This window comes from Arthrobacter sp. 05L44 (assembly GCF_056397605.1).
On the sequence record NZ_JBFTNS010000003.1, the window covers coordinates 215,321 to 241,791 of the forward strand.

Genomic DNA, 26,471 nt, shown 5'->3' on the forward strand with positions numbered 1-26,471 from the left:
TCCCGGCGGCCCCCGGCCGCAGCAGCGCCGGGGAGCGTACAGGGGAGCGTTCCGCCGAACGTCCGGCCACGGCGACGGCGCAGGCGCCGGCACCGGCCGCACCGCCCGCCGCACCGCCCGCAGCACCCCCGTTCCCGGACGCGGACCTGATGTACATCGTGGACCTGTTGCCGGCCGACGAGCGGGCACGGTACCAGGAGATCCGCGAGTTCCTGCAGAGCAGGATCCGGGCGGCTTCCATCGACTACTGGAACCGTGAAGAGTTCCCCTTCGGGCTGCTGGCGGAGCTGGGCAAGTACGGCCTCGGCGGCCTGCAGACGGACGGGACGTCCAAGCTCTTCAAGGGCCTGATGTACGTGGAGGTGGCCCGGGCGGACGTCTCCCTGTCCGCCCTCGTGGGGATCCACAACGAACTGATCGTTGGAATGATCGACGAACTCGGCTCGGCGGAGCAGAAGGCCCGCTGGCTCCCCGGACTGACCGCCTTCAGCCAGCTGGGCGCGTTTGCCCTCACGGAACCCGATCACGGCTCGGACATCGCCGGCGGCCTGTCCACGACTGCGCGGCTGGAGGGCGGCGAATGGGTGATCAGTGGCGCCAAGCGCTGGATCGGCGCCGGAACCATCGCCGACTTCGCCCTGGTCTGGGCCCGTGACGTCGCCGACCAGCAGATCAAGGGTTTCATCGTCGAGACGGACCGCCCCGGGTACACCGCCACCAAGATCGCGAACAAGATCGGGCTGCGGATCATGCAGAACGCGGACATCGTGCTGGACGAGGTCCGGATCCCGGAGTCGAACCTGCTGCCCGGCGCCACTGATTTTTCCCGCGCCAACGAACTGCTCCGCGACTCGCGCGCCTGGGTGGGATGGCAGGGCGCCGGTATCCAGCTGGCCGCGTTCGACGTCGCCCGGGCCTACGCGCTGGAGCGTAAGCAGTTCGGCAAGGAACTGGCCCGCTTCCAGCTGGTCCAGCAGCAGCTGGCCGAGATCCTGGGCAACGCGAGCGTCTCGTTGGCCCTGATGGCCCAGCTGGCCCGGATCCAGCAGGAGGGCAAGCTGGAAATGGTGCAGGCGGCCATGGCGAAGTCCACCACCACCCGGCTGGCCCGGGCCTCCGTCGCGATGGGGCGCTCGCTGATGGGCGGGAACGGGATCAGCAGCGACTTCGAGATGGGCAAACTCTTCGGTGACGCCGAGATCCTGTACACGTACGAGGGCAGCTACGAGATCAATTCGCTGATCGTGGCCCGCGCCGTGACCGGGAAGTCGGCCTTCGTCTAGGAGGCCTGGCCGGTCGCACCGTAGCGCTCGCTGCGGTTCCGTCCGGCGTGCTTGGCCGCGTACAGCGCCCGGTCCGCGCAGGCCAGCAGGCTGTGGCTGCCGGCGTCGCGGAGTTCGCACACCCCGGCCGAGACCGTGATGGATCCGACCTCCCCGAACGGTTCCGTTTCGATGGCGGCACGGGCCCGTTCGGCCGCGATGAGGGCCTCCGCGCCGTCCGTCCCGGGCATCAGCCAAACGAACTCCTCCCCGCCGAAGCGGGCCACGATCTCGTCCTGGCGGGCGACGCCGCGCAGCCGGTCCGCGACGGCGGCGAGGACGACGTCGCCCATCAGGTGGCCGTGGGTGTCGTTGACTGTTTTGAAGTGGTCGATGTCGATGACGACGGCGCTGAGGCTGGTTCCGCGCGACGCCGCCAGTTCGATTTCGTGCGAGAGGTGCTGTTCCAGCGCGCGCCGGTTGGGCAGGCCGCTGAGTTCGTCCGTGGTGGCCTGCAGCTCCAGGCTGGCGCGGGCCTCGGTGTTGCCGATCGCGATCTCCACCAGCTCGGCGAACTGCGCGAGCCGTTCGAGCATGGCCTCGGTGACGCCGGCGCTGGACTTCGAGGTCAGGCTCAACACACCCCAGAGGCTGCCGTGGACCCGGATGGGCGCCCCGGCCCCGGACTGGAAACCGCCCGCCCGCATCTGCTCCGCGGCCGGTCCGCCTTCCGGGCTGTAGACCACCAGGGCGGGTTTGCCGGTCACGGCCACCCGGACAGTGGCCGAGATGTCGGTCGGCGAAAAGACATGGGTGCGGCTCAGCGTTGGCGGCAGCGCCGGCGCCATCGCCACGATTTCGGCCGCCAGCGGACCGGTGAAGCGGACGACGGCGGCCGAATCCACGCTGAAGAGGTCCCGGACAATAAAGGCGACCCGCTCCGAGATGGCCGCGGGGGCGGCGTTGCGGGCGACGGCGGTGGCGATCTCGTGCAGGCCGGACCACATGTGTTCCTGCCGGAGCCGGTCCGTGATGTCGACCGCCACCACCATGCCCGCGGTGGCGTCGTTGTCCGAATACACGGGGCCGGCTTTGAGCCGGTAGGTGCGGGGCCCGATTTTCCGGTTCCAGGAGACCTCCTGGCCGGCCAGGGCGGCACGGTAGCGGGGCTCCAGTTCCCTGGCGAGGGATCCGTCGAGGACCTCGTGGATGAGCCTGCCTTCGAGCTCGTCGGAACGGTAGCCAAAGGACTCCAGCTCCTGGCCTTCGGCGATCAGGTAGCGCAGGTCCGAATCGAAGAGCAGCACAAAAACGCCGGGGACGCTGCGCGCCAGTGCGCGGTACCGGTCGGTGTCGCGCTGTTGCCGGCGCTCGGCGAGGACCCGCTCGGTGATGTCCGTGACCATCACGAAGAAGCCCTGCACCCCGCCGTTGCCGCCTTCGCGCAGGTCCGGGATGTAGGAGACCTCGGTGAAACGGGCCGTGCCGGAGGCGTCCGTGAGCGTGCGCGTGAAGAGCTGGGGTTCGCCGTCGAGCACCTTTTGGATGTAGCCCTGGTTGGCCTCGTACACGGTGTCGCTGAGCAGATCCCGGATGTGGATGCCGTGCAATTCTTCGGGGGAAACGCCGAACCACTCGCGGTAGGCGTCGTTCGCCAGCCGGTTGCGCAGGTCGAGGTCCCAGTAGCCGACCATCGCCGGGATGCCGTTCAAAACGGCCCGCATCTGCGCGGGGACCTCGGGCAGCGGCGGCTGCCGAGCGTTCTCCCGGGCGAGAGCGCTGTGAATATTCATTGCCCAAGTATCTATTGCGGCGCTGCGCTTCCGGAAACCGAGGAAGCGGCCTGCGCGGCAGCATCGATCCTGGCGGTGTGTTCGGCCCAGTCCCCGGCAGTGCGCGGGGTGAGGTTCGGGTCGCCCGGGCCCTTCCCGGCGGTCCCGTCGATGAGTTCGCGCAGGATGTCCGCGTGGCCCAGGTGCTGGGCCGTTTCGACGCACATGTGCACCAGGATCTGCTGCAGGGTCACGTTCCGGCGTTCCTCGGGCCACCACGGCACCTCGCCCGGGGCGTCGAGGGGAAGTGCTTCGATGGTGGCGTCGCTGTGGGCCGCAGAGGTGCGGTGCAGTTCCACAATCTGGTCCCGGGTTTCATCGGCGGTGACCCAGAGGTCCGCGTCCGGGTCGGCGTCGTCGTCCAGCCAGGGCAGGGGCTGGCCGTGGGGACGGCCGAACACCTCGCCGAAGTAGCCGATCTCGACGCTGGCCACGTGCTTGACCAGGCCCAGGAGGTTGGTTCCGGTGGGGGTCAGCGGGCGGCGGATGCTGTATTCGTCCAGTCCGTCCAGCTTGGCCAGCAGTTCTTCCCGGCGCAGGCGCAGGTAGCGGCGCAGTATCGCTTTTTGGTCCATGCCCGGCATCCTACCCGTGCTCAGGGCAGGAACCGATAGCCGATCCCGGCCTCGGTCAGGAGGTGCCGGGGAGCGGCGGCGTCGGGTTCGAGCTTGCGGCGGAGCTGGGCCATGTACACCCGAAGGTAGTTGGTTTCCTTCGCGTAGGCCGGACCCCAGACCTCGGACAGGAGCTGCTGCTGGGTGACGAGTTTCTCGGGGTTCCGCACCAGGACCTCCAGCATTTTCCACTCCGTCGGGGTGAGCCGGATGTCTTCGCCGCCGCGTGTGACGCGGTGCTTGCCGAGATCCACGGTGAACGCGTCCGTGGCGACGACGGACGGTTCCTTGCTGTCGGCGCTGCGCCGCAGCAGGGCCCGCAGCCGGGCCAGGAGTTCGTCCAGCCCGAACGGTTTGGTGATGTAGTCATCCGCGCCGGCGTCCAGGGCCTGCACTTTGTCCGTGGAGCCGTGGCGGGCCGACAGGACCAGCACCGGGACCTGGCTCCAGCCCCGGAGTTTCGCCAGGACGGCGGCGCCGTCCATGTCCGGCAGGCCCAGGTCCAGGATGACCAGCGACGGCGGGGTCCGGGCCGCGGCCGCCAGCGCGGACTGCCCGTCCTCGGCCGCCGTGACGTCGTAGCCGTGGGCGCGCAGCGTGATCCGCAGGGCCCGCAGCAGGTACGGGTCGTCGTCGACCACCAGGACGGCGGTCATGGCATGTCCGTGGGGGAGGAAAGGATCGGCGGCGCGTGGTGGCGTCCCAGCAGGGCGGATTGCGGCTCCAACGGTGCCTGCTCGGGCCGCTCAGCGACAGGCGCACCCTCGGACAGCGGCAGGCTGACCACCATCGTCAGGCCGCCGCCGGGGGTGGTTTCCGCGGTCAGCCGGCCGCCCATCGCCTCGGTGAACCCCTTCGCGACGGCCAGCCCGAGGCCGACGCCGGTGGCCCGGTTCGCGTCGTCCAGCCGCTGGAAGGGACGGAACATCTCCACCACCTGCTCCGCGGGGACCCCCGTGCCGTGGTCGATGATCCGCATTTCTCCGGCGGGGCGGCCCGCGACTGCGCCGGCGCCCAGACCGCCCGCGGTGCCCGTCAGGACGATGTCCGAGTGCGGGGCGTATTTGACGGCGTTCTCGACGATGTTCGCGATGACGCGTTCGAGCATCCCGGGGTCGGCATCCACCTCGGGCATGTTGGCGGGCAGTTCCACCCGGACCCGGCCGGCGTCAATCCCGTGCAGGGCGCCGCTGACCACCTCGTACCAGCGCGTCGGGCGGAGCAGCGGGGTGACCGTGTCGGAGGTGATCCGGGACATGTCCAGCAGGTTGCCCACCAGGGCATCGAGCCGGTCCGAGCACTCATCGATGGTTTCGAGCAGTTCCTGTTCCTCTTCCCGGGTGTAGCGGACGCCGGTCTGGCGCAGCCCGCCCACAGCGAGCTTGATGCCGGCCAGCGGGGTCCGGAGGTCGTGGGAGACCGCGCGGAGCAGTGAGGTCCGGATGGAGTTGCTCTCGGCCAGCCGCCGGAGCTGGCTGCGGCTGGCCAGCAGTTGCTGGTTCTCGAGCTGGGCCAGCAGGTGCAAACCGAAGGCGCCCAGCAGTCGGCGGTCACTGGCGGGGAGCACGCGGCCGGAGAGGACCAGCCGCGTGGCCGGGTTGATCTGCTCGACGTTGTCCCCGTGCGGGCCGGCAACGGCGGTGTCCCCGTGCGGACCGGCAGCGGCAGCGGCATGGTCGGAGGCGGCAGCGGCGTCGTCGGCGGTTACGGGCGGAACGTCCCCGACGCCGGCGAGCAGCCGCCACCGCGGCCCCGTCGCCGCCGCCGGGCCGTCGTCGGACTCAGCGCCGGCGAGGCCGTACAAGGCCGCGCCGCGGACCTGGAAAACGTCCAAGGCCTGTTCCAGTAGGCCGGTGACAGTGTCCTCCGATCCGGCGGCACCGCGCGACAGCTCGGCCAGGGTGGTTGCTTCCGCCCGCGCCCGGGCGGCCTCCTTGGAGCGCCGGGCAGCGATGTCCACCACCACGGCGACGGCCGCAGACACCCCGACGAACACCACCAGGGCGAGGACGTTCTGGGCGTCGCTGATGGCGAAATTGCCCACCGGCGGGGTGGAGAAATAGTTGACCAGCAGGCTGCTCCACAACGCCGCGAGGATCGCCGGCCACAGCCCGCCGACCAGCGCCACTGCGACGGACCCGGTGAGCTGGAGCAGCATGGATGTGGCCAGGTTCTTGTCCGGGTTGATTTCCAGGAACAGCTGGAGCAGCACGGGCAGCAGCACCGCCAGGCCAAAACCGACAGTGACCCGGAGCCTGCCCAGGTCGCCCTGCCGGCCAGGCCGGCGGCCCCGTTGCGGGCTGTCCAGCGGCACCAGGTGCACGTCGATCCCGCCGGCCCCGCGGAGCACCCGTCCCGCGAGGGCGCCGCCGCGCAGGCCGGTCACCACACGGTGCCAGGCGCTCTTGGGGGCCGATCCCAGCACCAGCTGGGAGGCGTTGACGCTCCGGGCGAAATCAAGAAGGGCCTCGGCCGGGTCTTCACCGACCACCACGTGGTAGCTGCCGCCCAGGTCCTGGACCAGCTGGCGCTGGGCATCGAGGGCCTGCGGCGACTCGGCGGCCACCGTCCCGGCGGCCCGGACGTGGACGGCCAGCAGGTCGTTGCCGGTGACCCGGCTCAGCAGCCGGGCACCGCGCAGGACCAGGGATTCGCCGTCGGCTCCGCCGGCCAGTCCCACCACCACCCGCTCGCGGGTGGGCCAGCCGGCGTCGATCCGGTTCCCTTCCCGGTAGGCTGCCAGGCCCTCGTCCACGCGGTCCGCGAGCCACAGGAGCGCCAGTTCGCGGAGCGCGGCCAGGTTCCCGGGACGGAAGTAGTTGGACAGGGCAGAGTCGATCCGGTCGGCCGGCACAATCTTTCCCGCAGCGAGCCGTTGCCGGAGCAGGTCCGGGGAGAGATCCACCAGCTGGAGCTGGTCGGCACGCCGGACGATCCCGTCGGGTACCGTCTCCGGCCGCCGGCCCCGGGTGATCCCGCTGACGACGTCGGCCAGGGAGGCCAGCTGGTGGACGTCCAGGGTGGTCAGGACGTTGGTCCCGGCGGCCAGCAGCTCGTTGATGTCTTCCCAGCGGTGCGCGTTCCGGCTGCCGGGGGCGTTTGAGTGGGCGTACTCGTCCACGATGGCGGTGGCCGGTGCCCGGTGCAGGACGGCGTCGAGGTCCAGTTCCTCGACCTCGATCCCGCCGGCGGGAACACGCCGCGGATCGATCAGCTCAAGGCCCGCCAGCAGGTCCCGGGTATCGCGGCGGCCGCGGTCGCGGGCGATGCCAACCACCACGTCCTCGCCGGCGCTGCGGAGCCGGTGGCCTTCGCGGAGCATGGCGAACGTCTTGCCGACGCCCGGGGCGTATCCCAGGAAAATGCGCAGCGTTCCACGTGCCATGCAGTCATTCTTCCATTCCGGCCCTGGTCCGGCGCCGGGGTGCGGCGTCAAGGAATTATCAAGATCCGTCCCGGGGTGGTGGTTGCGGGCCGGGCCGCTGCTAGCTTCGCAATTGAGAGCCACAGTGCGGCGTCCGCCCGTGAGGGGCGCCGCGAGGAAAGGAAGATCATGACAACCCTGAGCAGGCCGCCGGCTGACCCGTCGGCGCCGCGTCCCGGCCGGAAGACCGCATTGCGGAAATGGCTGCTGGTGGGGCTGCAGGACAGCAAGGGCTCGCACCAGGGCCCCGGCGGAGTCCCCGCGGCCGAGGAGAAGAAGCACACCTGGTGGCAGGTGATGTGCCTGACCGGTGTGGACTACTTCTCCACCCTCGGCTATCAGCCCGCCATCGCCGCGCTCGCCGCCGGCGTCATTTCGCCGCTGGCCACCCTGGTCCTCGTGGCGATCACCCTGCTGGGCGCCCTGCCCGTCTACCGGCGCGTGGCCGGGGAGAGCCACCGCGGCGAAGGCTCCATCGCCATGCTGGAACGGCTGATGCCGCGCTGGGGCGGGAAGCTCTTTGTGCTGGTCCTGCTTGGCTTCGCCGCAACCGACTTTATGATCACCATGACGCTCTCGGCCGCCGACGCCACCGCGCACCTGGTCCAGAACCCGATGGCGCCGGGGTGGCTGCAGGGCCAGAACGTGACCATCACCCTGATCCTGCTGGCACTGCTGGCGGCCGTCTTCCTGCGCGGTTTCAAGGAAGCCATCGGCGTCGCCGTCGTCATCGTCGGGCTGTATCTGGGACTGAACGTGGTGGTGGTCGCGGCGTCCCTCTGGGAGGTCCTGACCCATCCCGTGGCGGTGGACAACTGGTGGCAGGCCATCTCCACTTCGCACGGCAACCCGCTGCTGGCAGTCGGCTTCGCCCTGCTGGTGTTCCCGAAACTCGCACTTGGACTGTCCGGGTTCGAGACCGGCGTTGCCGTGATGCCCCAGATCAAGGGCCACGCTGACGACACCGAGGACCACCCCGCGGGACGGATCCAGGGCGCACGGAAGCTGCTGACCACGGCCGCGCTGATCATGAGCACGTTCCTGATCGTCAGCAGTTTCACCACCGTGGTGCTGATCCCGGCGCAGGAGTTCCAGCCCGGCGGCCAGGCCAACGGACGGGCACTGGCGTTCCTGGCCCACGAACACCTGGGCGTAGGCTTCGGCACCGTCTATGACCTGTCCACGATCGCCATCCTCTGGTTCGCCGGCGCCTCCGCCATGGCCGGGCTGCTGAACCTCGTGCCGCGCTACCTGCCCCGGTACGGGATGGCCCCCGGCTGGGCCCGGGCCGTGCGCCCGCTGGTCCTGGTGTTCACCCTGATCGGGTTTTTGATCACCTGGCTGTTCAACGCCGACGTCGACGCCCAGGGCGGCGCCTACGCCACCGGCGTGCTGGTGCTGATGACCTCCGCGGCGGTCGCCGTGACCCTGTCCGCGCGCCGCCAGCGGCAGCGCAAACGCACCATCGGCTTCGGCGTTATCGCCGTCGTCTTCATCTACACCACGGTGGCCAACATCATCGAACGCCCGGAGGGCCTCCGGATCGCGTCGATCTTCATCCTCGGCATCATCGTGATCTCACTGCTCTCGCGTGCCCGCCGCTCCTTCGAGCTGCACGCCACCCACGTCCACCTGGACCGGCAGGCGCTTGAGTTTATGTCCGACGAACTGGACGGCCCGCTCCGGATTGTGGCCCACGAGCCGCTGCGGCTCAGCGCGGAGGCATACCGGCAGAAGCTGGAGTCCGCGATTGAGGTCAGCCACCTGCCCCTGGACTACCGGGCCGTGTTCCTGGAAGTCGTCGTCGACGATTCCTCGGACTTCGAAACCGAATTGGAGGTCCGCGGCATCACCAGGCACGGCTACCGGATCCTGGAAGTGCATGGCCCGGCGGTCGCAAACACGATCGCGTCGGCGCTGCTGCACATCCGGGACGTGACCGGCCTGATGCCGCACATCTACTTCCGCTGGACCGAGGGAAACCCGCTGACCAACCTGCTGCGCTTCCTCGCGTTCGGGGAGGGGGAAATTGCGCCGGTCACCCGCGAGGTGCTGCGTGAGGCCGAACCCGATGTCACCAGGCGGCCCTGGGTCCACGTGGGGTAGGCCTAGGCAGAGACCAAGGATTTGGTCAGGATCGTTCCGCCGACGCCGGCCAGCACGGCGCCGGATCCGGCGGTGACGGCCCGCTTCACGCGGGGCCGGGCCAGGACGGTGGAGACCCGCTTGAGGGCATGGACCAGCACGACGTACCAGACCAGGGCGATGGCCAGGAAGATGCCGGCCATCAACGCGTGCTGTTCCAGCGGCGGGAGCGCTCCCAGGTTGAACTGTGGGAACAGCGACAGGTAGAAGACGGCAACTTTGGGGTTGAGCAGGTTGCTCACCACTCCCTGCAGGAAGGGCGAGTCACCCCGGAACCGGAGCCCGGCAGCGGCGGCCGGGGCCGCTTCCGGCTCCGGAGCACGGCGGCCATGGCCGAAGGCTTCCCACAGGGCGCCAACGCCGAGGTAAAGAAGGTACGCCGCGCCGGCAATCCGGATGATGGTGCCGAGCACTTCGGACGCCGACAGAAGGGCCGTGACGCCGAGGACGGCGAGGAGGGCAAGGATGGTGTTGCCGACCATGATGCCCGCGGCAGTCGATGCGGCCGACCCGGGGCCGCGGTGGGCGTTCTTCAGGACCAGGGCGAAGTCCGGTCCGGGAACCAGGACCACCACGAGGCAGGTCAGCGCGAAGGCCATCAGTTGTTCGACCATCAAGGGGGTGCCTCCGGTGGGGGTTGGTGCCATCAAAGTGTAGCGGCGGCTGGTGCAAGCGTGCAGACGAAAGACAGCAGCCCCACCGGAGAATTACTCCGGAGGGGCTGCTGCGGACTTCTAGGAGAAGTGTTCCGGCAGGCCGGGTCTTCCTGAAAGCTTAGAGCGGGCGGATGTTCTCAGCCTGCGGGCCCTTCGGGCCCTGGGTGACGTCGAACTCGACCTTCTGGTTCTCGTCCAGCGAGCGGTAGCCGCTGGAAGCGATTGCCGAGTAGTGGGCGAAAACGTCGGCCGACCCGTCATCCGGGGCAATGAAGCCAAAACCCTTTTCGGCGTTGAACCATTTAACTGTGCCTGTAGCCATGCCTTTATCCTTCTGAAACGCTGCTGATCTCCGGCGGCCACGGAGGCCAACGGCTGCGGAGACATTCGTCCGCTGTCCCCAACGTACGGGGCGCGGGGCCGAGGTGCAAGAGGCTGAGTGCGGGACTTAAGCCCGGAACCGCGCCGCAAACGGGCCGGGCCGGGCTAACCGGCGTCGGCGAAGAGGGCAATCAGGTCGCGGCTCATCTGGTGCGGCGAGGTCTCGCTGGGGCTGTGGCCACCCCGGTAAACGGCAATCTTCGCCCCGATGGCCTGGGCGAAGCGGCGGTGCAGCGCCAGCGGCCAGAGATCGTGCTCGCCGACGGCGACCAGCTTCGGCAGTGTTGCCGCCGCCAGGTCCGCCCTGAGGTCCGGGACGTGCTGCATCAGCAGGAAAATGTCCCGCACGGCCGCCCGGCGGGTGAGCCGGAAGCGGGACCGGACAAAGCGGATCCGGTTCGGTGCCACCCGGACCACGTTGCTGCGGATGCCCCAGATCATCAGCGCCGCGCCCACCCTGGCCCCCGCCCGGCCGCTGAGGCGGCCGATCCGCTGGATCCCGCGGAAACTGTTTCCCGCTTCCGGCGGGCAACTGAGCAGGGTCAGGCTGCGGAACAGCTCGGGCCGCTGCGTGAAGGCCACTTGTGCGACGATTGCGGAGAAGGAATATCCGACGACGTGCGCGGCGCCGTGCCCGGCGTCAAGCAGGGCGATCAGGTCGTCGGTGAACAGCGGGTAGTCATAGTGCGCCCGGGGCGGGTGCAGGTGCTCGGGGCCGGCGGCGGCCGACTCGTACTGGCCGGCGATATCGCAGCTGAGCACAAAGTAGCCGGCGGCGGCGAGCTCCGGGAGCATCAAAGCAAAGTCTTCTTTGGAGCCCGTGGCCCCCGGAACCAGCAGGACCGGCGGATTGCCCGGGTCGCCCATGGACAGCGTCGCCAGCGCGCCGCTGGGGGCCAGGAATTCGCCGCGGACGGCGCCCGGCGGCGGAACGGACCAATCGCCGTCGGGCAGCGCAGCGTCAAGCCGGGCGGCCTCATCAACCAGCCCTGAGCCGAAGACCCCGGGATCGGGATCAGGTACGCCCGGAACGCTCCGGCCAGTTGACACCATGGACTAAAGATAGCCCCCGGCGCTGGCGGTCATTGGATCCCGCGGAGGGGGACCGGCGCAGTGTTCCGCTGGGTGGCAACCCAGCTCGCGAGGACTTTCAGGGCGTCTTCGGAGGGCGTCCCGGGCTCTGCCGTGTAGACGTTGATGCGCAGCCCCGGGTCGCCGGGAAGCTCGAGCGCCTCGAAGCTGAGGTCAAGGTCCCCGACCACCGGGTGGTGGAGCCGCTTCCGGCCGGTGCGGTGGTGCTTGACGTCGTGCCGGGCCCAGCGGACGCGGAATTCCTCGCTGCGGGTGGAGAGCTCCCCGATCAGGTCGGTGAGGTCCTTGTCGTAGGGGTTCTTGCCTGCCGTGGAGCGCAGGATGGCGACGATGTCGTCCGCGGCGCGCTCCCAGTCGGTAAAGAACTCCCGCGCCTTCGGGTTTAGGAAGGTGAAGCGACCGCTGTTCGGCGGGGTGACCGTCTCGGCCATCAGGTCCTGGTACAGGGCGCCGCCGAGTTCGTTGGCGGCCAGGACGTCGCCCCGGTCGTTGCGGACCCACGCCGGAGCGGCCGTGATGGCGTCGAGGACGCGCTGCACGCTGGGACGCACAGTCTGCGGGCTGCGCTTGCGCCGCGCCCTGGGCGGAGCGGCGGCCGCCCGTGCGAGGTCGAATAGGTGCGCCGTTTCGGCGTCGTCGAGGTGGAGCGCGCGGGCGAGGGCTTCCAGGACACTGTCCGAGGCGCCGGAGAGGTTTCCGCGCTCCAGCCGGATGTAGTAGTCAACGCTCACGCCGGCGAGCATCGCGACTTCCTCCCGGCGCAGGCCGGTGACACGCCGGTTCCCGCCGTAGAGGGGCAGGCCGGCTTCTTCCGGCGTGATCCGGGCCCGGCGGGAGGTCAGGAACTTCCGCACGTCGTCGCTGTGTGTCATGGCCCCAACGCTACGCCGCGGGGCGCCGCCGGGGCAGGGGCAAGAGGGGTACTGACGTTCCCTCCCGCAAACTCCTGCACCCCAATACCGTGGAAGGCATGACTATGGAACTTACCCTCAACAACGGCGTCACCATGCCTGCCCTCGGCCTGGGCGTCTTCCAGAGCCCGCCGGAGGAAACCACCGCGGCCGTCGAGGCCGCGCTCGCGGCCGGTTACCGGCACATCGATACCGCCGCGGCCTACGGGAACGAACGCGAAGTCGGTGCGGGCATCCGCCGGTCCGGCCTCAAGCGTTCGGAGGTGTTTGTCGAAACCAAGGTCTGGGTCAGTGACTACGGCTACGACCAGGCGCTGCACGCCTGGCAGAAAGCCGCCGGCAAACTCGGCGTGGACTACCTTGACCTGCTGATCCTGCACCAGCCCGCCCCGGACAGGTTCGAGCGGACGATCGCCGCCTACAAGGCACTGGAGACCCTCCTCGCCGACGGCCGGGTACGCGCGATCGGGGTCAGCAACTTCATGCCGCACCACCTCGAAGAGCTCCTGGCCGCGACCGACGTTGTACCCGCCGTCAACCAGGTTGAACTGCATCCCTACTTCACCCAGCCCGATGTCCAGGCTGCGGACGCCGCCAATGGCATCCTGACCCAGGCGTGGTCGCCCATCGGCGGGATCACCTTCTACCCCGGCTGGGGTGAGGACCGCAGGAACGTTATGGAAGACCCGGCGATCGCCACCATCGCCGACAGTCACAGCAAAAGCGCCGCCCAGATCATGCTGCGCTGGCACCTGCAGCACGGCCGGTCGGCCATCCCCAAGTCCACGAACCCGGCACGCATCGCCGAGAACTTCGACGTCTTCGACTTTGAGCTAAGTGCCGCGGAGCTCGCGGAGATCGACGCGCTCGACACCGGGAAGCGCAACGGACCGGACCCGGACGTGTCCCGTGCCGAGCGGTTCGCGATGGTCATCCCGGAAGCCTGACCGGGCGGCAGGAAAACCGTGGCGTGTGCTGCCCCGTGTGCTGCCTTCGGCCGGAGCTCAGTCCGGGACTTCCAGGACCGTCCCGGCCGCGCCGTCCACGGTGACGCGCTGGCCGGTGTGCAGCCGGGTGGTGGCGTCCGGCACGCCCACCACGGCGGGAATCCCGTATTCCCTGGCGACGACGGCGCCGTGCGAAATGACGCCGCCCATCTCCATGACCAGGGCACCGGCTGTCAGGAACAGCGGAGTCCAGCCCGGGTCCGTTGAGGGCGCCACGAGGATCTCGCCGGGCTCCAGCCGGGCGCCCACCGGGTCAAGGATCACCCGCACCGTCCCGGTGGCCGTGCCGGCCGAAGCCGGCGTCCCGGACAGGGCGCCAGGCGCGGGGGCCGCGGCCATCGTGGCGGCCTCCACGTCCGTCCCGTCGGAAAGCAGCACCCGGGGGATCCGGCGGCGGCGCAGTTCGACGTCGTACAGCTGGCGGCGCCTGGTGACGACGTCCTGCATACGGGCGCCGCGCAGGCTCACGCGCAGTTCGTCGAAGTCGAGGAAGAACACGTCGTCGGCGGCGGCCACGACGCCGGCGCGCACCAGCGAATCGCCGAGCAGCAGGAGCTGCCGGTGCATCTCGCCGAGGACCTTCACGATGTAGAACTTGGGCAGCTCGCGCAGCCCCGACAGTTCCCGGACCCGCCGCAGGGACAGCGCCAGGACCCGTGCGCGCCACCTTCCGTGGGCCGCCGCCCGGGCAACCAGGTCCCGGATCCGGTCGTCCGCATGCCCGGCGGCCCGGCGGAACTGCCGGTCCGGTGCCTGCTCCGGGTCCTCGACGCGCAGGTAGTTGGAGATCATCCCGAGGATGTGGTCGGGCTGGTCGGACCAGCGGGGCATACCGAGGTCGATCTCCGCCACGGCCCGGTGGCCATAGCGGGACAGGAAGTTCCGCACCCCGGCCTGAGCTGCGGCGGGCAGTGAACCGGCGCGGAAGGCCTCGGCCAGGGCTGCGGGCTGCCGGACCAGGAACGCCTCCCGCGACGGCGCGTCGGCGCCGAGCTCCACCGCCAGCTGCCAGAGCTCCAGGTCCATCTCGGTGGTCACGTTGTGCGGGAGACCGCGCAGGACGGCTTCCAGTTCGCGGGGTTCGGCGATGCCGCGCAGCAGCCGGCGGGCGACCGCCAGCATGATGTAGCCGACCGAGGGGCCGGGAAGTGTGGCGCGGATCAGCCCGTCGATGGTCCGGCCGGTGATCTGCTCGGCGAAGTCCAGCCGTTGCACGGCGGTCGCGGGTTCGGCCAGCACCAGCTGCGCATCGAGGTCCTTGCCGTACGCCTGGACCCGGCGCAGTTCGGCTCCCGGCCGGAGCGCGGCACCGACCAGCGCGGGGAACAGGCCGAGGATCATCCCCGCGCCGGGCGACGATCCGCGGGCCCGGGTGCCGCCTGCCGGCCTGGGCCGCCGGCGTGGCCGTGGCCGGCGGGGTTTGGTGGCCGCGAAGCGCGGATCGGCAAGCACCGCGGGAAGGACCGCCGCGGAGCGGCCGTCCGCCAGCGGGAGGATCCGGGCCAGGTACCGGCGGCCCCACTTGTTCTGCAGCAAAGCGGTCAGGTCCACATACATCCGCAGGCCCGGGTTCACGTACCGCCATGGCCCCTCGGTTCCCCGCATCAGTCCAAGCGCCGCGAGTCCGATCGGGGTAATCGGCCGGGTGAGTCCCTGCAGGAGGGTTCCGCAGAGGTAGATCCGCGGCCCGGCCGCGGGGTCGGGGTTCAGCGCCGACGGGTCGGCGGAAAGCGGGTCCTCCAGCGGATACAGGGTGGTGATCGGCCGGGACTGCGTCAGCCACGCCTTGCCGGCGGCGTCGAACGCCCACTCGATATCCTGCGGCGCGCCGAAGAGTTCCTGGACAGCGTCACCAAGCCTGGTCAGCGCGGTGAGGGCGGGCTCAGCCAGGCTCCAGGCCGGCTGGGGACCCGGGGTGCCGGGTACCCGCCGCAGGAGCCGCGCGGTGGCGGTGGTCAGTGTGAACTGGTCCGGGTTGACCGCGCCGGAAACTACGCCTTCGCCGGTCCCGGTGCTGGCGTTGATGACCGTTTCGGTACGGGTTCCGGTCAGCGGATTCGCCGTGAACATCACGCCCGCCGTGGCGGCGTCGACCATCACCTGCACGACGACGGCGAGACGCACCCCGCGGTGGCTGATCCCGTTGGCGGACCGGTAGGCCACCGCACGGTCGCTCCACAAGGAGGCCCAGCAGCGCCGGACGGCATCGATTACTGCGTCGGGCCCCCGCACGTTCAGAAAGGAGTCCTGCTGGCCGGCGAAGCTGGCGAAAGGCAGGTCCTCCGCAGTGGCCGAGGACCGGACAGCCACTGGCGCCCAGGCGCCGAGGGCCGTGTAGGCCGTCAGCACCGCGGCGCTGATCCCGGGCGGCACGTCGGCGGCCATAATCAGCTCCCGGGCACGGGCCGCCAGCCCGTCGCGGCCGGCGGGACCGGCGGGTCCGTCGCCGCCGGCCGCATCATCGAGCCGGGCGGCCAGGGCGTTCAGCTCCGGCGGCGCCGCCAGGGCGTAGGCATCGGTGGTCAGGCAGAAGCCGTCGGGTACCGGAAAACCGGCGGCGGCAAGTACCCCAAGGTTCCGGGCCTTGCCGCCCACCAGATCCAGGGAAGCGGTCGCCGCGCGGCGGAGATCCAGGACCACCCCGCCCTCTTCCGGGCCCGCGCCCGCCGGCCCGACGCCACCAGGTTCGGGACACATACAACGCGCCTAGGGGGCCGCAGCGTCGCCGGTGTCCTCCCATTGGACATCCAGGTTCCGGAACACCGGCGGGGAGTCGCACAGGGCGGCCATCTGGGCCGCGAACTCGGAGGTCTCCGGCCGGCCGGAATTCTCCATCGCGGATTCGTAGGAATCGAATTCGACGATGGTGAGGTAGGTGCCCGGCCGGTCGCGGTCCGCGGTGTTCAGGATCCGGCGGAAGGACGGGGCGGTGTCGCCGCCGGTCCGGGAAGGCCGGCCGAGCGCCTCGATCTCCTCGATGCGGGACGACGTGAACTCGATAATCTGCACAAACCTGGCCATAACGGCTCCTTGACGGCTGCGGGTGCTGATGCGCTTCACGCTAGACCCGCGGCCGCGGCAGTGCAAGAGTGCCGCCCCGCTCCCGGCTACGGGGCCAGCAGGACCTTGATGGCCCGCCGTTCGTCCATCGCCCGGTAGGCCTCCGGGGCCTCCTCCAGCGGCATTACGACGTCGAACACCCGGCCCGGGTTGATGCTGCCGTTCAGGACATCGGCGAGCAGTTCCGGGATGTAGGTGCGGGCCGGGGCCATGCCGCCGCCGATTGAAATGTTGGTGTCGAAGAGGTAGCGCACCGGGATCTCGGCGCCGCCGGTGGGCACGCCTACAAAGCCCATGGCACCGCCCGGGCGGACGCTGTGCAGCGCCTGCTCCATCGATTCCTTGGTGCCCACGCATTCGAGGACCGAGTCCGCCAGGACCCCGCCGAGCAGTTCGCGGACCTTGGCCACGCCCTCGTCGCCGCGTTCGGCCACGATGTCGGTGGCGCCGAATTCCTTGGCGATGGCCTGCCGGTCGGCGTGCCGGGACATCGCGATGATCCGTTCGGCGCCCAGCCGCTTGGCGGCGAGGACCCCGCACAGACCCACGGCACCGTCGCCGACCACCACAACGGTCCTGCCGGGGCCGGCCTTCGCGGCGAGGGCGGCGTGGTGGCCGGTGGCCATCACATCGGAGAGGGTCAGCAGGCTGGCGCGCAGCGCGTCGTCGGGCTCGGTGATGCCCGGCACCTTGACGAGGGTGGCGTCGGCCAGCGGTACCCGGACCGCCTGGCCCTGGCCGCCGTCGATCGCCAGGCCGGCGTCGTCGGTGCCGCCCCAGCCGGCGAGGTGGTCGCAGGCGACAGTGACACCGTTGAGGCACTGCGGGCACTTGCCGCAGCTGACCACAAACGGGGCGATGACGAGGTCGCCCACGGCCAGGCCGGTGACGTCATCGCCGATGCTCTCCACGAGGCCGATGAACTCGTGGCCGATCGCGGACGGCTTGTGGGTGGGCTTCACGCCGCGGTAGGGCCAGAGGTCGGAGCCGCAGACGCAGGCGGCGGTGACCTTGACGACGGCGTCGGTGGGCTGCTGGACGGTGGGGTATTCGCGGTCTTCGACTCGGATATCGCCGGGACCGTGGATGATGGTGGCGCGCATGGGTTTCCTCGCCTTGTGGTGGTGAATGGGGTGGAATCGAGTCTATCCGTGCGCGCCCCGCCGTGTCCCCGGGTGGTGTCCTACACGGCCTCGAGCACGCTGACGTAGTTGGCGATACCCACGCCGCCCATGTTCTGCACGGCGGCGCGGCGCGGTGCGGCCAGCTGCATGTCCCCGGCCGTGCCTGTCAGCTGCATTGCGGCGATGACGTGCTGCGATACGCCGGTGGCGCCCACCGGGTGGCCCTTGGCCTTCAGCCCGCCGGAGACGTTGACGGGGAGCTTCCCGTCCTTGAAGACCCAGCCTTCCTCGATGGCACGGGCCCCCTGGCCCGGTTCGGTCAGGCCCATGGCCTCGTACATCAGCAGTTCGGCGATGGTGAAGCAGTCGTGCACCTCGGCGAAGTCCAGGTCCTCCAGTCCGACGCCGGCCATCCCTAGAGCGCGCTCCCAGGAGGCGCGCGTCGCGGCGAACGCCGTCGGGTCGCGGCGGTCGGCGGGGAAGAAGTCGTTGGCCTGGCCGAAGCCGGCCAAACGGACCGGGTCGGTGGCCCCGTCGGTGGGGGCGACGGAGAGCACGAGGGCGGCGGCACCATCGGAGACGGGGGAGCAGTCGGTGCGGCGCAGCGGATCGGCGACCATCGGGTTCTTATCCGACACCGTCCGGCAGAACTCCTCGCCGAGGTCCTTGCGGAGCTGGGCGTAGGGGTTGTCAACGCCGTTGCGGTGGTTCTTCGCGGCGATCGAGCCGAGCACGTCGGACAGGTTTCCCGTCCCGGCGCCGTAGCGCTTCTCGTAGTGCTTGGCGACCTCCGCGAACAGGCCGGTGAAGCCCGTGGTGGAGGGCTTACCGGCCATGTCGTAGTCCGCGCCCAGCAAGGCCGCGCCCACGACGTCGGCCCCGGCCTGCGTCATCTTCTCCGCACCGATCACCAGGACGGTCTTCGCGGTGCCGGCCAGCAGCGACTTCGTGCCCTGTTGGAACGCGGCCGAACCGGAGGCGCAGGCGTTCTCCACCCGCGTGGAAGGCACATTCGCCAGCTGCTCGGAGACCTGCAGCGCCAGCGAGGCCGGGAACGCCAGCGGCATCATGCCGGAGTTGAACTGGCCCAGGTAGATTTCGTCGATTTGGCCGGGTTCGATCCCCGCGTTGGCGATCGCCTCGGTGGAGACCTGCACAATCAGGGACTCGAGGGTCTCCTCGGTGAGCTTGCCGAACCGGCTGTGGCCCCAGCCGGTGAGCAGGACGTCCTTGCCGAACTGGTCCTTGAGGCTCATGCCCGGGCCCCTTCCAGCGCGTCCGCGGTGTCTTCCAGGGAAGGATCGACGTCGAACTCCGCCTCGGTCTTTTCGCGGATCTCCTCCACGGTGACGCCGGGGGCGAGCCGGGTCAGCACGAGCCGGCGGCTGCCGTCGGCTTCCTTGGGCCTCGCGAGGTCGAAGACGGCCAGGTCACTGATGATGCGGTCCACGCAGCTCAGGCCGGTCAGCGGCAGGGTGCATTCCTTGACGATCTTGGCGGTGCCGTCCTTGGCGTTGTGTTCGGTGAGGACTACAACACGCGGGGTGCCGGCGACGAGGTCCATCGCGCCGCCCATGCCCTTGACCATCTTGCCGGGGATGGTCCAGTTGGCGAGGTCCCCGGCGCCGGAGACCTGCATGGCGCCCAGGATGGCGACCTTGACGTGGCCGCCGCGGATCATGCCGAAGGAGGTGGCGGAGTCGAAGATGCTGCCGCCGGGCAGGACCGTGACGGTCTGCTTGCCGGCGTTGATCAGGTCGGCATCCTCATCGCCCTCGTAAGGGAACGGGCCCATGCCGAGCAGGCCGTTCTCGCTCTGCAGCACCACCCGGACGCCTTCGCGCAGGTTGTTGGCTACGAGCGTGGGGATGCCGATGCCGAGGTTGACGTAGTCGCCGTCGTTGAGTTCTTCGGCCGCGATGGCAGCCATTTCGTTCCGATTCCAAGCCATGGTGATTCTCCTGAAAAAGTGGTGGTTGGTGGCGCCTGGCAGGGCTAGACGGCCGCTGCCTCGGCGCGGGGCCGGACGGTGCGCTGTTCGATGTCTTTGACCCGGCCGCTGGCCTGCACCAGCCGCTGGATGAACACGCCGGGGGTGACGATGTGGTTCGGGTCCAGCTGGCCGGGCTCGACGATCACCTCGGCTTCAGCGACGGTGACGGTTCCGGCGGTGGCCACCACCGGGTTGAAGTTCTGTGCGGTGTAGCGGTAGATGAGGTTGCCGTCGGTGTCGGCCGTGTGGGCGTGGACCAGGGCGACGTCGGCCTTGATGGCTCGTTCCTGGACGTACGTCTCGCCGTCGAACTCTGCCAGCGGTTTGCCTTCGGCGACAAGGGTGCCGACGCCGGTTTTGGTGTAGAACGCCGGGATGCCGGCGCCGCCGGCACGGAGCCGCTCGGCGAGGGTTCCCTGCGGCGTGAACTCCACCTCCAGCTTGCCGGCGAGGTATTGCTCGGCGAAGAGCTTGTTCTCCCCGACGTAGGAGGCGATCACCTTCCGGACCTGGCCGGCCTCAATGAGCACGCCGAGGCCCTTTCCGTCCACGCCCATGTTGTTGGAGACGACGGTGAGGTCCTTGACGCCCGAATCGCGAACCGCCTCGATCAGGTCAGCCGGGATCCCGCTAAGGCCGAACCCGCCCACCGCCAGTGTCATGCCGTCCCGCAGCACGTCCTGCAGTGCGGCCGCCGGGCTGGATTTCACCTTTGACATAGTCATCTCCTCATTGAGCTCCGGGTGGGCGGCGGGGTGCGCTGCCCTAATCCACTTTGTGGACTGTTCGTCTGAAGAAGGAGCCTATGGTGTGGCGTGGAGCACTGTCAACGCCGAGAAACCCGGGCAATTGGTGCATTTTTGCTGCATTTCTACAGTGTGGACGCTACGCTGGGCAGTGTCCACAATATGGATGATTAGCCGGTGTCGCCGAACTGGAAGGCCAAAATGAACTCCGCCCCCGTGCAGGGCGCCCAGGTGGTAAGCCGGGCCGCGGCGCTGTTGAGGATCGTCGGCCGGAAACCGGAGGGGGCTCCATTGGTAGAGCTGGTCCGCGAATCGGGGCTCACCCGGCCCACCGCCCACCGGCTGCTGACCTCGCTCGCCGCCGAGGGCCTGCTGGACCAGGACCAGCACAGCGGCAACTGGGTCCTTGGCCCGGAAATCCTGCTGATGGGCTCGGTGGCCTCGGCCCGCTTCCCGCTCGAGGACATTGCCCGCCCCAGCCTGCGCCGGCTGGCGGAGGAAACGGGCGAGAGCGCGTTCTTCTCCATCCGCCGCGGCGCCGAGACCGTGTGCCTCCTCCGGGAAGAGGGCAGTTTTCCGGTGCGCTCCTTCGTACTGCACGAGGGCGTGCGTTTTCCGCTGGGCGTGGCCTCCGCCGGGACCGCCATCATGGCGTTCCTGCCGCCGGAGGAGCAGGAGGAGTTGCTGGCCGGCTGGGCCGCCCACGCCGGGGCGTTCGCCGCTGCCCACAGCCCGGCACTGGTCCGGGCCAACCTGGAATCAACGCGGCAGGCGGGTTACTCGGTGAACCCGGGCCTGGTGCTGGAGGGCAGTTGGGGGATGGGTGCTGCCGTGTTTGACCAGCGCGGGCGTCCGGCATGGGCCCTGTCCCTGACCGGCATTGAACCGCGGTTCCGTGCGGACCGGCGCGCGCATCTGGGCCGGCTGCTGATGGAGGAGGCGCACCGGATTTCGGTGCAATTGCAGGGCTCCTGAGCGGCGCGGACCACCCGCGTCAACGCCGGGCCTCGGCGCCTCGACACGTCGGCGTGTACGGCCGTCTCGACAAACGGGCGGCTGCGGAGCACGATGGAAAATGCAGCCGTAGCTGCACACAAAGACCTCACCCATTACCCCTGTCCGGGTGGCGTGTCTGACCCAAAAAACTACTTCCCCGCCGTGGTGCTGGGGACCGGGAGCAGGAGAAGAGCGCGGCGGACGCAGTCCACGCCGGAGCGAACCGGCGCCGCAGTAGGCCGCGCCGAAGCGCCCAAAGGGCCGGATCCCCGGCCGCAAGCTCCCAGCTACCAAGGAATGAGTCCCATGGCTCTCCCAGCAAAATTGCGCCCAGAACTGCGCGGCATGCCGCGGCTGGTGCGCCTCCTTATCGCTTTCACGGCCGCCCTCGTGCTGCCGCTGGCAGTCAGCGGCGCCGCCGTCGCCGGCGACGACGATTCCCCCGAGACGTGGACGGTCCAGGTCGGGTCTGAATCCTCAAGCCAGGCCATTCAGGGCATGGCTTTCCTGCCCTCAAACATCTACATCAACGCCGGCGACACGGTCACCTGGGAGGCCAACTCCGCAGAGATCCACACCGTGACCTTCCTTGCGAAGGGCCAGTCCCTGCGCTCGACCCAACCGTTCAACCCCTCGCTGCCGCAGAATATCTATCAGCGCGGCGGGAAGTCCTATGACGGGCACTCGTATTTCAACTCGGGTGTGATGTCCAACGTCTCAGACAGCGGTTTCAAGGCGGTCACGGAATACAGCCTCGGCTTCCCGCGCAAAGGCAATTTCACCTATTACTGCCTGGTCCACGGGATGGCCATGAAGGGGACCGTGCATGTCCGGGCAGCCGGTACCGACTATCCGTTCGACCAGTCGGCATATGACCACCAGGCGGACAAACGGGCCCGGGCCATCCTGCGGGACGGACGCGAGGCCTGGGACGCCGCGCGGGACCAGGCGGGCAAGCACACTGTGATCGCCGGGACGGACAATGGCACGTCCATGGTGATGCGCTTCATCCAGCCCCGGATCGAAATCCGGGTGGGTGAGAAGGTGACGTTCGTGAACAACGGCATGGGCGCCCCGCATACCGTGACGTTCGGCAAGGAACCCGCGAACGTGGCCGTCCCGCGGGGCAACCCCGCCAGGTTCGGCGGCGGTGACCTGAACTCCGGGATCCTGCCGCCGCACAGCAAGTTCACCGTGACCTTCACCAAAGCCGGGGAGTTCGACTACATCTGCGGCCTGCACGACTTTATGGGCATGGTGGGCACCGTGGAGGTCCGTGACTGACGGCAGCAACCGGTCAGTGACGGCACCGGGCACTGACCGGGCGGGATGCCTGCGGACTGCCTACTGCTTCCACCACGTGTCGAAGATCGTGACCGGGACGGTGCGCTTGTGCCGGGTCCGCAGGTACTTCTGCTCGATCAGCTCCGCCGCGGCGTCCGGGATCTCGCGGCCCTCGAGGTAGTCGTCGATGGTGTCATAGCTCAGGCCAAGTTCGTCCTCGTCGGTCCGGCCGGGCTGGCCGTCGAGGAGGTCTGCCGTCGGGACTTTTTCCCAGATGCGTGCAGGGGCGCCGAGTTCGGCCAGGAGGGCCCGGTTCTGGCGCTTGTTCAGGCCGAACAGCGGCAGGATATCCGCGCCGCCGTCGCCGTATTTGGTGAAGAAGCCGGTGACGGATTCGGCGCCATGGTCGGTGCCGATCACCAGGTAGTTGTGTTCCCCGGCCAGGGCGTACTGCGCGATCATGCGGGTGCGCGCTTTGGTGTTGCCCTTGTGGAAGTCGGAAATCCCGTTGCCCACGGTCTTTTCGAATTCGTCCTCGAAGCCGTCGACGGCGGCCGAGATGTTGAACGTCCACTCCGTTTTGGCCTGGATAAAGTCCAGGGCCGCCTGGGCGTCATCCTCGTCATGCTGCACGCCGTAGGGAAGCCGCACAGCCACAAAGTTGGCCTCCATGCCCTCGGCATCGAGCTCCTCGACGGCCAGCTGGGCAAGCCGGCCAGCCAGTGAGGAATCGAGGCCGCCGGAGATGCCCAGGACAAAGCCCTTGGTGTGGCTCGCCTTGAGGTACTCCTTGAGGAAGGCCACGCGTTTGCGCACCTCCCCGGCGGGGTCGATCCGGGGCTGGACGCCCATTTCCTCGATGATTTTCGCCTGGAGTTCGCGCATGAACCTCAGCCTAGCCAGCGGTGTCAACAACGCTCAACTGTTGCAGGCCCGTACCCCTCCCGCGGGCACCGCGGCAGGCGTACCGTATGGGCATGGAGACGACGGGATGCGTGGTGGCCGGCGGCGGCCCGGCCGGAATGATGCTGGGCCTGCTCCTGGCCCGGGCCGGCGTGCAGGTAACCGTCCTGGAGAAGCACGCGGATTTCCTGCGCGACTTCCGCGGCGACACAGTGCACCCGTCAACCATCAGGCTGATCGACGAACTTGGCCTGGGCGAGGAGTTCCGGCGGCTGCCGCAGAGCCGGCTGAACAGTGTGGTGTTCCCCGTCGCCGGCGGGCGGCCGGTAACGATGGGCGACTTCGGGTCCCTGCGGGCGCCGTACAACTATGTGGCCATGATGCCGCAGTGGGATTTCCTGAACTTCCTTGCCGCGGCGGCCGCAGAGGAACCCGGGTTCAAGCTGCTCATGAGCCACACGGCCACGGGCCTGATCCGTGACGGTGGCCGGGTCCGCGGCGTCCGGTTCCGCGGGCCCGACGGCACGCAGGACGAACTCCGGGCCGACCTGGTGGTTGCCACGGACGGCCGGCATTCTGTGCTGCGTGACGCCGCCGGCCTGGCCACCAAACAGTTCCCGGTGCCGTTTGATACCTGGTGGTTCCGGCTTCCGCGCTATCCCGCCGAAGAAGGCGTGGTGGCCGGCCTGGTCCCGGCGTTCGGGCCGGGTGAGGCGCTGGTGGCGCTGACCCGCAACGATTACTACCAGCTGGGCTACCTCGCGCCGAAGGCCGCGGATGCCCGGATCCGCGCCGAGGGTGTCGAGGGCTTCCGACGCCGGATCGCCAGGCTGCGTCCGGACCTCGCCGGCCGGCTAGACACCATTGCGTCCCTTGACGACCTGCACTGGCTGGACGTCCGTCTCGACCGGCTGCAATCGTGGCACATCAACGGGCTGCTTTGCATCGGCGATGCCGCCCACGCCATGTCCCCGGCCGGCGGGGTGGGCATCAACCTCGCCATCCAGGATGCCGTGGCGGCGGCGGACATCCTGGCCCCGGCCCTCCTCCGCGGCAGGGTGACTGCCGGGGAGCTGAAGAAAGTGGAGCAGAGGCGGCGGCTGCCCACCGTCGTCGTGCAGGGCGTCCAGCGCCTGCTGCACCGCGCCGTCTTCGGCCCGATCATTACCGGGAAACGGTCCACGGTCCCGGCGGCGGCGCTGTTCGTCGCCCGGCACGTGCCGGCGGTCCGCACCATCATTCCCCGGTTCATCGCGTTCGGGCCACGGCCCGAACACGCGCCGGCGTTCGCCCGGCGCGCACCGCAACGCCCGGTCGCCACGGGTACCCCGGGTCTGCAGGGCGTACGGGAAGCGCCCACGGAACCGGGGCCGTACCCGACCCAACGCCCGGGCCCGGACGCGCCGGGCCCGGCCCTGGCGACGCACGCCCCCGCCGTCGGCCGCTTCCGCCGGGGGCGGACGGGAAGCCGGTCGGCCTCCTGACCGGAGCCCGGCGACATAGAGGGTTCCGGCTGGGAATCCGCCCCCGGCCTCCTACTAAACTGTTCCCCATGACCACCAGTGACTTCGCGGCCGACGCCGCTGCCGCCCGCGCCCGCCTCCTGGAACTGATCAAGGAGCTGGCCGTCGTCCGCGGCAAGGTCACCCTCTCCAGCGGCGCCGAGGCCGATTACTACATCGACCTGCGGCGCATCACCCTGCACCACGAGGCCTCCAAGCTGGTGGGCCAGGTCATGCTGTCCCTGATGGCCGACGCCGGCATCGACTTCGAGTGCGCCGGCGGACTCACCATGGGGGCGGACCCCGTGGGCACCGCCGTGATGCACGCCGCCGTCGACGCCGGCCGCACCGTGGACGCCTTCGTGGTCCGCAAGGCCCAGAAGTCGTACGGCATGGGCCGCCAGGTGGAGGGCCCCTCCGTCGAGGGGCGCAACGTCCTGGTCCTGGAAGACACGTCCACCACGGGCGGCTCCGCGCTGACCGCCGTCGAGGGCGTCCGCAAGGCGGGCGGCAACGTCGTCGCCGTCGCAGTGATTGTGGACCGCGACACCGGTGCCAAGGAGAAAATCGAAACCGAAGCCGGCGTCCCCTACCTCTTCGCGTTCGGCAAGGATGAGTTGGGCCTGAACTAGCAGTTCGCCTTCCGCGTACATATGTGGACGGTATTTCCGCGGTGACTTATCATTTCTTCAAAACCTCACTCGGTACATCTGTACCCTCAGCTGGAGAACTGCTCTATGCTTCCGCCCCAGGAATACCCGGGCCCCCTCTCCGTCAGCACCGCGGACCAGGTCCAGAACCTTATCCTCGACAGCACGGACTTCGAGGAGTTCCTCAACGATCTCGCACGGTTCTCGGCGCACCAGGTGGCCGGCGAAGGCGATGACGCGCTCTGCGGCATCACGTTGCTGCGCGACCGCAAAGCGGCAACCATCGGCTGGAGCAGCGAGTCCGCCCGGGAGGTCGACGAAATCCAGTACCGGCTCGCGCAGGGCCCGTGCCTGACCGCCGCGCAGGAGGAACGGGAAGTTTACGTTCCTGACCTTTTCGAGGAAGACCGCTGGGGACCGGACTACGCCACCGCCGTGGCCTCGCACGGGCTCCGCTCGGTCCTTTCGGTGCCTTTCCACCTGCAGGGCGAAGCCCAGGCCGCCCTGAACCTGTACTCGGATGTGCCGCGCAAATTCGACGGCAACGTCGCCGAGCGCGCCCGTGACTACACCCGGCAGATCTCCCAGGCGCTGCGGATGGCCGTCCGGTTCTCCCTGCACACGGACAGTGCCACCAACCTGCGGGCCACCCTCGAATCGCGGACTGTGATCGACATGGCCATCGGCATTGTTATGGCGCAGAACCGCTGCGACCAGGAGACCGCTGTCCGTATCCTCACCGACGCGTCGAGCCACGGCAACGTCAAGCTTCGCGACATCGCCACCTCGCTGGTGGAGTCCGTGGGCGGCGTGGCCACACGGACCCATTTCCAGGAACCCGGGAAACAAGCCGCCGGCTAGCCGGGACTTGTGCCCGCTCCGGCCTGCA

Annotated in this window: 23 protein-coding genes; 8 read left to right on the plus strand and 15 right to left on the minus strand. The window is 69.3% G+C overall.

All coding sequences use genetic code 11. From position 1 onward, the window contains the following. Window positions 1–149 precede the first annotated feature (149 nt). Window positions 150–1,283, plus strand: coding sequence for an acyl-CoA dehydrogenase family protein (locus tag AC1DHY_RS09795; protein ID WP_476878115.1), 1,134 nt, complete (start codon window positions 150–152; stop codon window positions 1,281–1,283). Here AC1DHY_RS09795 and AC1DHY_RS09800 read toward each other — a convergent pair. From AC1DHY_RS09800 to AC1DHY_RS09815, 4 genes are read right to left on the minus strand one after another with little or no spacing between them, the layout of a single operon-like run. Beyond that, complete coding sequence (locus AC1DHY_RS09800; RefSeq protein ID WP_476878112.1) at window positions 1,280–3,055, minus strand: sensor domain-containing diguanylate cyclase; 1,776 nt, start codon at window positions 3,053–3,055, stop codon at window positions 1,280–1,282. The two genes, AC1DHY_RS09795 and AC1DHY_RS09800, sit on opposite strands and share 4 nt — an antisense overlap. Before the next feature lie 11 nt (window positions 3,056–3,066). Further along, on the minus strand, window positions 3,067–3,669 hold the full coding sequence (locus tag AC1DHY_RS09805) for a DinB family protein (protein WP_476878113.1): 603 nt from the start codon (window positions 3,667–3,669) through the stop codon (window positions 3,067–3,069). A gap of 20 nt (window positions 3,670–3,689) precedes the next feature. Continuing rightward, a complete protein-coding gene (locus AC1DHY_RS09810) occupies window positions 3,690–4,364 on the minus strand; it encodes a response regulator (protein ID WP_476903538.1) in 675 nt (224 codons plus the stop codon). Then, a complete protein-coding gene (locus AC1DHY_RS09815) occupies window positions 4,361–7,093 on the minus strand; it encodes a DUF4118 domain-containing protein (RefSeq protein ID WP_476878959.1) in 2,733 nt (910 codons plus the stop codon). The genes AC1DHY_RS09810 and AC1DHY_RS09815 overlap by 4 nt, the downstream gene beginning before the upstream one ends. 168 nt (window positions 7,094–7,261) lie before the next feature. Between AC1DHY_RS09815 and AC1DHY_RS09820 the strand changes: the two genes are divergently transcribed. Then, a complete protein-coding gene (locus AC1DHY_RS09820) occupies window positions 7,262–9,238 on the plus strand; it encodes an APC family permease (RefSeq protein ID WP_476903539.1) in 1,977 nt (658 codons plus the stop codon). Between the two features lie 2 nt (window positions 9,239–9,240). Here the strand turns inward: AC1DHY_RS09820 and AC1DHY_RS09825 are convergent, their stop codons facing one another. The 4 genes from AC1DHY_RS09825 to AC1DHY_RS09840 all read right to left on the minus strand — a co-directional run bounded on the left by AC1DHY_RS09825 (window position 9,241) and on the right by AC1DHY_RS09840 (window position 12,278). Continuing rightward, window positions 9,241–9,924 carry a LysE family translocator gene (locus AC1DHY_RS09825; protein WP_476878957.1) on the minus strand — a complete coding sequence of 228 codons (684 nt, stop codon included), beginning with the start codon at window positions 9,922–9,924 and terminating at the stop codon, window positions 9,241–9,243. A 127-nt stretch (window positions 9,925–10,051) separates the two neighbouring features. Continuing rightward, window positions 10,052–10,255 (minus strand): cold-shock protein, encoded by a 204-nt coding sequence (locus AC1DHY_RS09830; protein ID WP_013599688.1) that lies wholly within the window; start codon window positions 10,253–10,255, stop codon window positions 10,052–10,054. A gap of 164 nt (window positions 10,256–10,419) precedes the next feature. Then, on the minus strand, window positions 10,420–11,367 hold the full coding sequence (locus AC1DHY_RS09835) for an alpha/beta fold hydrolase (RefSeq protein WP_476878955.1): 948 nt from the start codon (window positions 11,365–11,367) through the stop codon (window positions 10,420–10,422). Window positions 11,368–11,396: 29 nt separating this feature from the next. Then, window positions 11,397–12,278 (minus strand): helix-turn-helix transcriptional regulator, encoded by an 882-nt coding sequence (locus AC1DHY_RS09840; protein WP_476878954.1) that lies wholly within the window; start codon window positions 12,276–12,278, stop codon window positions 11,397–11,399. Between the two features lie 104 nt (window positions 12,279–12,382). Here AC1DHY_RS09840 and AC1DHY_RS09845 point away from each other — a divergent pair, with 104 nt between their 5' ends. Further along, window positions 12,383–13,264 carry an aldo/keto reductase gene (locus AC1DHY_RS09845; protein ID WP_476878961.1) on the plus strand — a complete coding sequence of 294 codons (882 nt, stop codon included), beginning with the start codon at window positions 12,383–12,385 and terminating at the stop codon, window positions 13,262–13,264. A gap of 57 nt (window positions 13,265–13,321) precedes the next feature. Here AC1DHY_RS09845 and AC1DHY_RS09850 read toward each other — a convergent pair whose 3' ends face one another. From AC1DHY_RS09850 to AC1DHY_RS09875, 6 genes are all read right to left on the minus strand, one after another. Further along, on the minus strand, window positions 13,322–16,021 hold the full coding sequence (locus tag AC1DHY_RS09850) for a PEP/pyruvate-binding domain-containing protein (protein ID WP_476878953.1): 2,700 nt from the start codon (window positions 16,019–16,021) through the stop codon (window positions 13,322–13,324). Between the two features lie 9 nt (window positions 16,022–16,030). Continuing rightward, complete coding sequence (locus tag AC1DHY_RS09855; protein WP_476878952.1) at window positions 16,031–16,345, minus strand: hypothetical protein; 315 nt, start codon at window positions 16,343–16,345, stop codon at window positions 16,031–16,033. An 86-nt stretch (window positions 16,346–16,431) separates the two neighbouring features. Beyond that, window positions 16,432–17,487 (minus strand): zinc-dependent alcohol dehydrogenase family protein, encoded by a 1,056-nt coding sequence (locus AC1DHY_RS09860; protein ID WP_476878951.1) that lies wholly within the window; start codon window positions 17,485–17,487, stop codon window positions 16,432–16,434. Between the two features lie 80 nt (window positions 17,488–17,567). Further along, complete coding sequence (locus AC1DHY_RS09865; RefSeq protein ID WP_476903540.1) at window positions 17,568–18,764, minus strand: acetyl-CoA acetyltransferase; 1,197 nt, start codon at window positions 18,762–18,764, stop codon at window positions 17,568–17,570. Continuing rightward, entirely contained in the window at window positions 18,761–19,459 is a 699-nt protein-coding gene (locus AC1DHY_RS09870) for a CoA transferase subunit B (protein WP_476903541.1), read from the minus strand. The genes AC1DHY_RS09865 and AC1DHY_RS09870 overlap by 4 nt, the downstream gene beginning before the upstream one ends. Window positions 19,460–19,503: 44 nt before the next feature. Further along, entirely contained in the window at window positions 19,504–20,220 is a 717-nt protein-coding gene (locus AC1DHY_RS09875) for a CoA transferase subunit A (protein WP_476879872.1), read from the minus strand. Window positions 20,221–20,448: 228 nt separating this feature from the next. Here AC1DHY_RS09875 and AC1DHY_RS09880 point away from each other — a divergent pair, with 228 nt between their 5' ends. Beyond that, window positions 20,449–21,222 carry an IclR family transcriptional regulator gene (locus tag AC1DHY_RS09880; protein ID WP_476879871.1) on the plus strand — a complete coding sequence of 258 codons (774 nt, stop codon included), beginning with the start codon at window positions 20,449–20,451 and terminating at the stop codon, window positions 21,220–21,222. A 327-nt stretch (window positions 21,223–21,549) separates the two neighbouring features. Then, window positions 21,550–22,527: a plastocyanin/azurin family copper-binding protein gene (locus AC1DHY_RS09885; protein ID WP_476903542.1), complete on the plus strand. Its 978-nt coding sequence runs from the start codon at window positions 21,550–21,552 to the stop codon at window positions 22,525–22,527. 60 nt (window positions 22,528–22,587) lie between these two features. On the opposite strand, the gene nadE is transcribed toward AC1DHY_RS09885, so the two are convergent. After that, entirely contained in the window at window positions 22,588–23,412 is an 825-nt protein-coding gene (gene nadE, locus AC1DHY_RS09890; RefSeq protein ID WP_476879869.1) for an ammonia-dependent NAD(+) synthetase, read from the minus strand. A gap of 92 nt (window positions 23,413–23,504) precedes the next feature. Here nadE and AC1DHY_RS09895 point away from each other — a divergent pair, with 92 nt between their 5' ends. The 3 genes from AC1DHY_RS09895 (at window position 23,505) to AC1DHY_RS09905 (ending at window position 26,443) form a co-directional block, all read left to right on the plus strand. Then, on the plus strand, window positions 23,505–24,914 hold the full coding sequence (locus AC1DHY_RS09895) for an FAD-dependent oxidoreductase (RefSeq protein WP_476903543.1): 1,410 nt from the start codon (window positions 23,505–23,507) through the stop codon (window positions 24,912–24,914). 68 nt (window positions 24,915–24,982) lie between these two features. Next, window positions 24,983–25,564, plus strand: coding sequence for an orotate phosphoribosyltransferase (gene pyrE, locus AC1DHY_RS09900; RefSeq protein ID WP_476879867.1), 582 nt, complete (start codon window positions 24,983–24,985; stop codon window positions 25,562–25,564). Between the two features lie 105 nt (window positions 25,565–25,669). Continuing rightward, window positions 25,670–26,443 (plus strand): GAF and ANTAR domain-containing protein, encoded by a 774-nt coding sequence (locus AC1DHY_RS09905; protein ID WP_476879866.1) that lies wholly within the window; start codon window positions 25,670–25,672, stop codon window positions 26,441–26,443. Window positions 26,444–26,471: the final 28 nt, after the last annotated feature.

What these genes read in the sequence shown, in the direction of transcription:
- AC1DHY_RS09795 (WP_476878115.1), top strand. Translation starts at nt 150, where the DNA reads ATGTACATCGTGGACCTGTTGCCGGCCGACGAGCGGGCACGGTACCAG.
- AC1DHY_RS09800 (WP_476878112.1), bottom strand. Translation starts at nt 3,055, where the DNA reads ATGAATATTCACAGCGCTCTCGCCCGGGAGAACGCTCGGCAGCCGCCG.
- AC1DHY_RS09805 (WP_476878113.1), bottom strand. Translation starts at nt 3,669, where the DNA reads ATGGACCAAAAAGCGATACTGCGCCGCTACCTGCGCCTGCGCCGGGAA.
- AC1DHY_RS09810 (WP_476903538.1), bottom strand. Translation starts at nt 4,364, where the DNA reads ATGACCGCCGTCCTGGTGGTCGACGACGACCCGTACCTGCTGCGGGCC.
- AC1DHY_RS09815 (WP_476878959.1), bottom strand. Translation starts at nt 7,093, where the DNA reads ATGGCACGTGGAACGCTGCGCATTTTCCTGGGATACGCCCCGGGCGTC.
- AC1DHY_RS09820 (WP_476903539.1), top strand. Translation starts at nt 7,262, where the DNA reads ATGACAACCCTGAGCAGGCCGCCGGCTGACCCGTCGGCGCCGCGTCCC.
- AC1DHY_RS09825 (WP_476878957.1), bottom strand. Translation starts at nt 9,924, where the DNA reads ATGGCACCAACCCCCACCGGAGGCACCCCCTTGATGGTCGAACAACTG.
- AC1DHY_RS09830 (WP_013599688.1), bottom strand. Translation starts at nt 10,255, where the DNA reads ATGGCTACAGGCACAGTTAAATGGTTCAACGCCGAAAAGGGTTTTGGC.
- AC1DHY_RS09835 (WP_476878955.1), bottom strand. Translation starts at nt 11,367, where the DNA reads ATGGTGTCAACTGGCCGGAGCGTTCCGGGCGTACCTGATCCCGATCCC.
- AC1DHY_RS09840 (WP_476878954.1), bottom strand. Translation starts at nt 12,278, where the DNA reads ATGACACACAGCGACGACGTGCGGAAGTTCCTGACCTCCCGCCGGGCC.
- AC1DHY_RS09845 (WP_476878961.1), top strand. Translation starts at nt 12,383, where the DNA reads ATGGAACTTACCCTCAACAACGGCGTCACCATGCCTGCCCTCGGCCTG.
- AC1DHY_RS09850 (WP_476878953.1), bottom strand. Translation starts at nt 16,021, where the DNA reads ATGTGTCCCGAACCTGGTGGCGTCGGGCCGGCGGGCGCGGGCCCGGAA.
- AC1DHY_RS09855 (WP_476878952.1), bottom strand. Translation starts at nt 16,345, where the DNA reads ATGGCCAGGTTTGTGCAGATTATCGAGTTCACGTCGTCCCGCATCGAG.
- AC1DHY_RS09860 (WP_476878951.1), bottom strand. Translation starts at nt 17,487, where the DNA reads ATGCGCGCCACCATCATCCACGGTCCCGGCGATATCCGAGTCGAAGAC.
- AC1DHY_RS09865 (WP_476903540.1), bottom strand. Translation starts at nt 18,764, where the DNA reads ATGAGCCTCAAGGACCAGTTCGGCAAGGACGTCCTGCTCACCGGCTGG.
- AC1DHY_RS09870 (WP_476903541.1), bottom strand. Translation starts at nt 19,459, where the DNA reads ATGGCTTGGAATCGGAACGAAATGGCTGCCATCGCGGCCGAAGAACTC.
- AC1DHY_RS09875 (WP_476879872.1), bottom strand. Translation starts at nt 20,220, where the DNA reads ATGTCAAAGGTGAAATCCAGCCCGGCGGCCGCACTGCAGGACGTGCTG.
- AC1DHY_RS09880 (WP_476879871.1), top strand. Translation starts at nt 20,449, where the DNA reads ATGAACTCCGCCCCCGTGCAGGGCGCCCAGGTGGTAAGCCGGGCCGCG.
- AC1DHY_RS09885 (WP_476903542.1), top strand. Translation starts at nt 21,550, where the DNA reads ATGGCTCTCCCAGCAAAATTGCGCCCAGAACTGCGCGGCATGCCGCGG.
- nadE (WP_476879869.1), bottom strand. Translation starts at nt 23,412, where the DNA reads ATGCGCGAACTCCAGGCGAAAATCATCGAGGAAATGGGCGTCCAGCCC.
- AC1DHY_RS09895 (WP_476903543.1), top strand. Translation starts at nt 23,505, where the DNA reads ATGGAGACGACGGGATGCGTGGTGGCCGGCGGCGGCCCGGCCGGAATG.
- pyrE (WP_476879867.1), top strand. Translation starts at nt 24,983, where the DNA reads ATGACCACCAGTGACTTCGCGGCCGACGCCGCTGCCGCCCGCGCCCGC.
- AC1DHY_RS09905 (WP_476879866.1), top strand. Translation starts at nt 25,670, where the DNA reads ATGCTTCCGCCCCAGGAATACCCGGGCCCCCTCTCCGTCAGCACCGCG.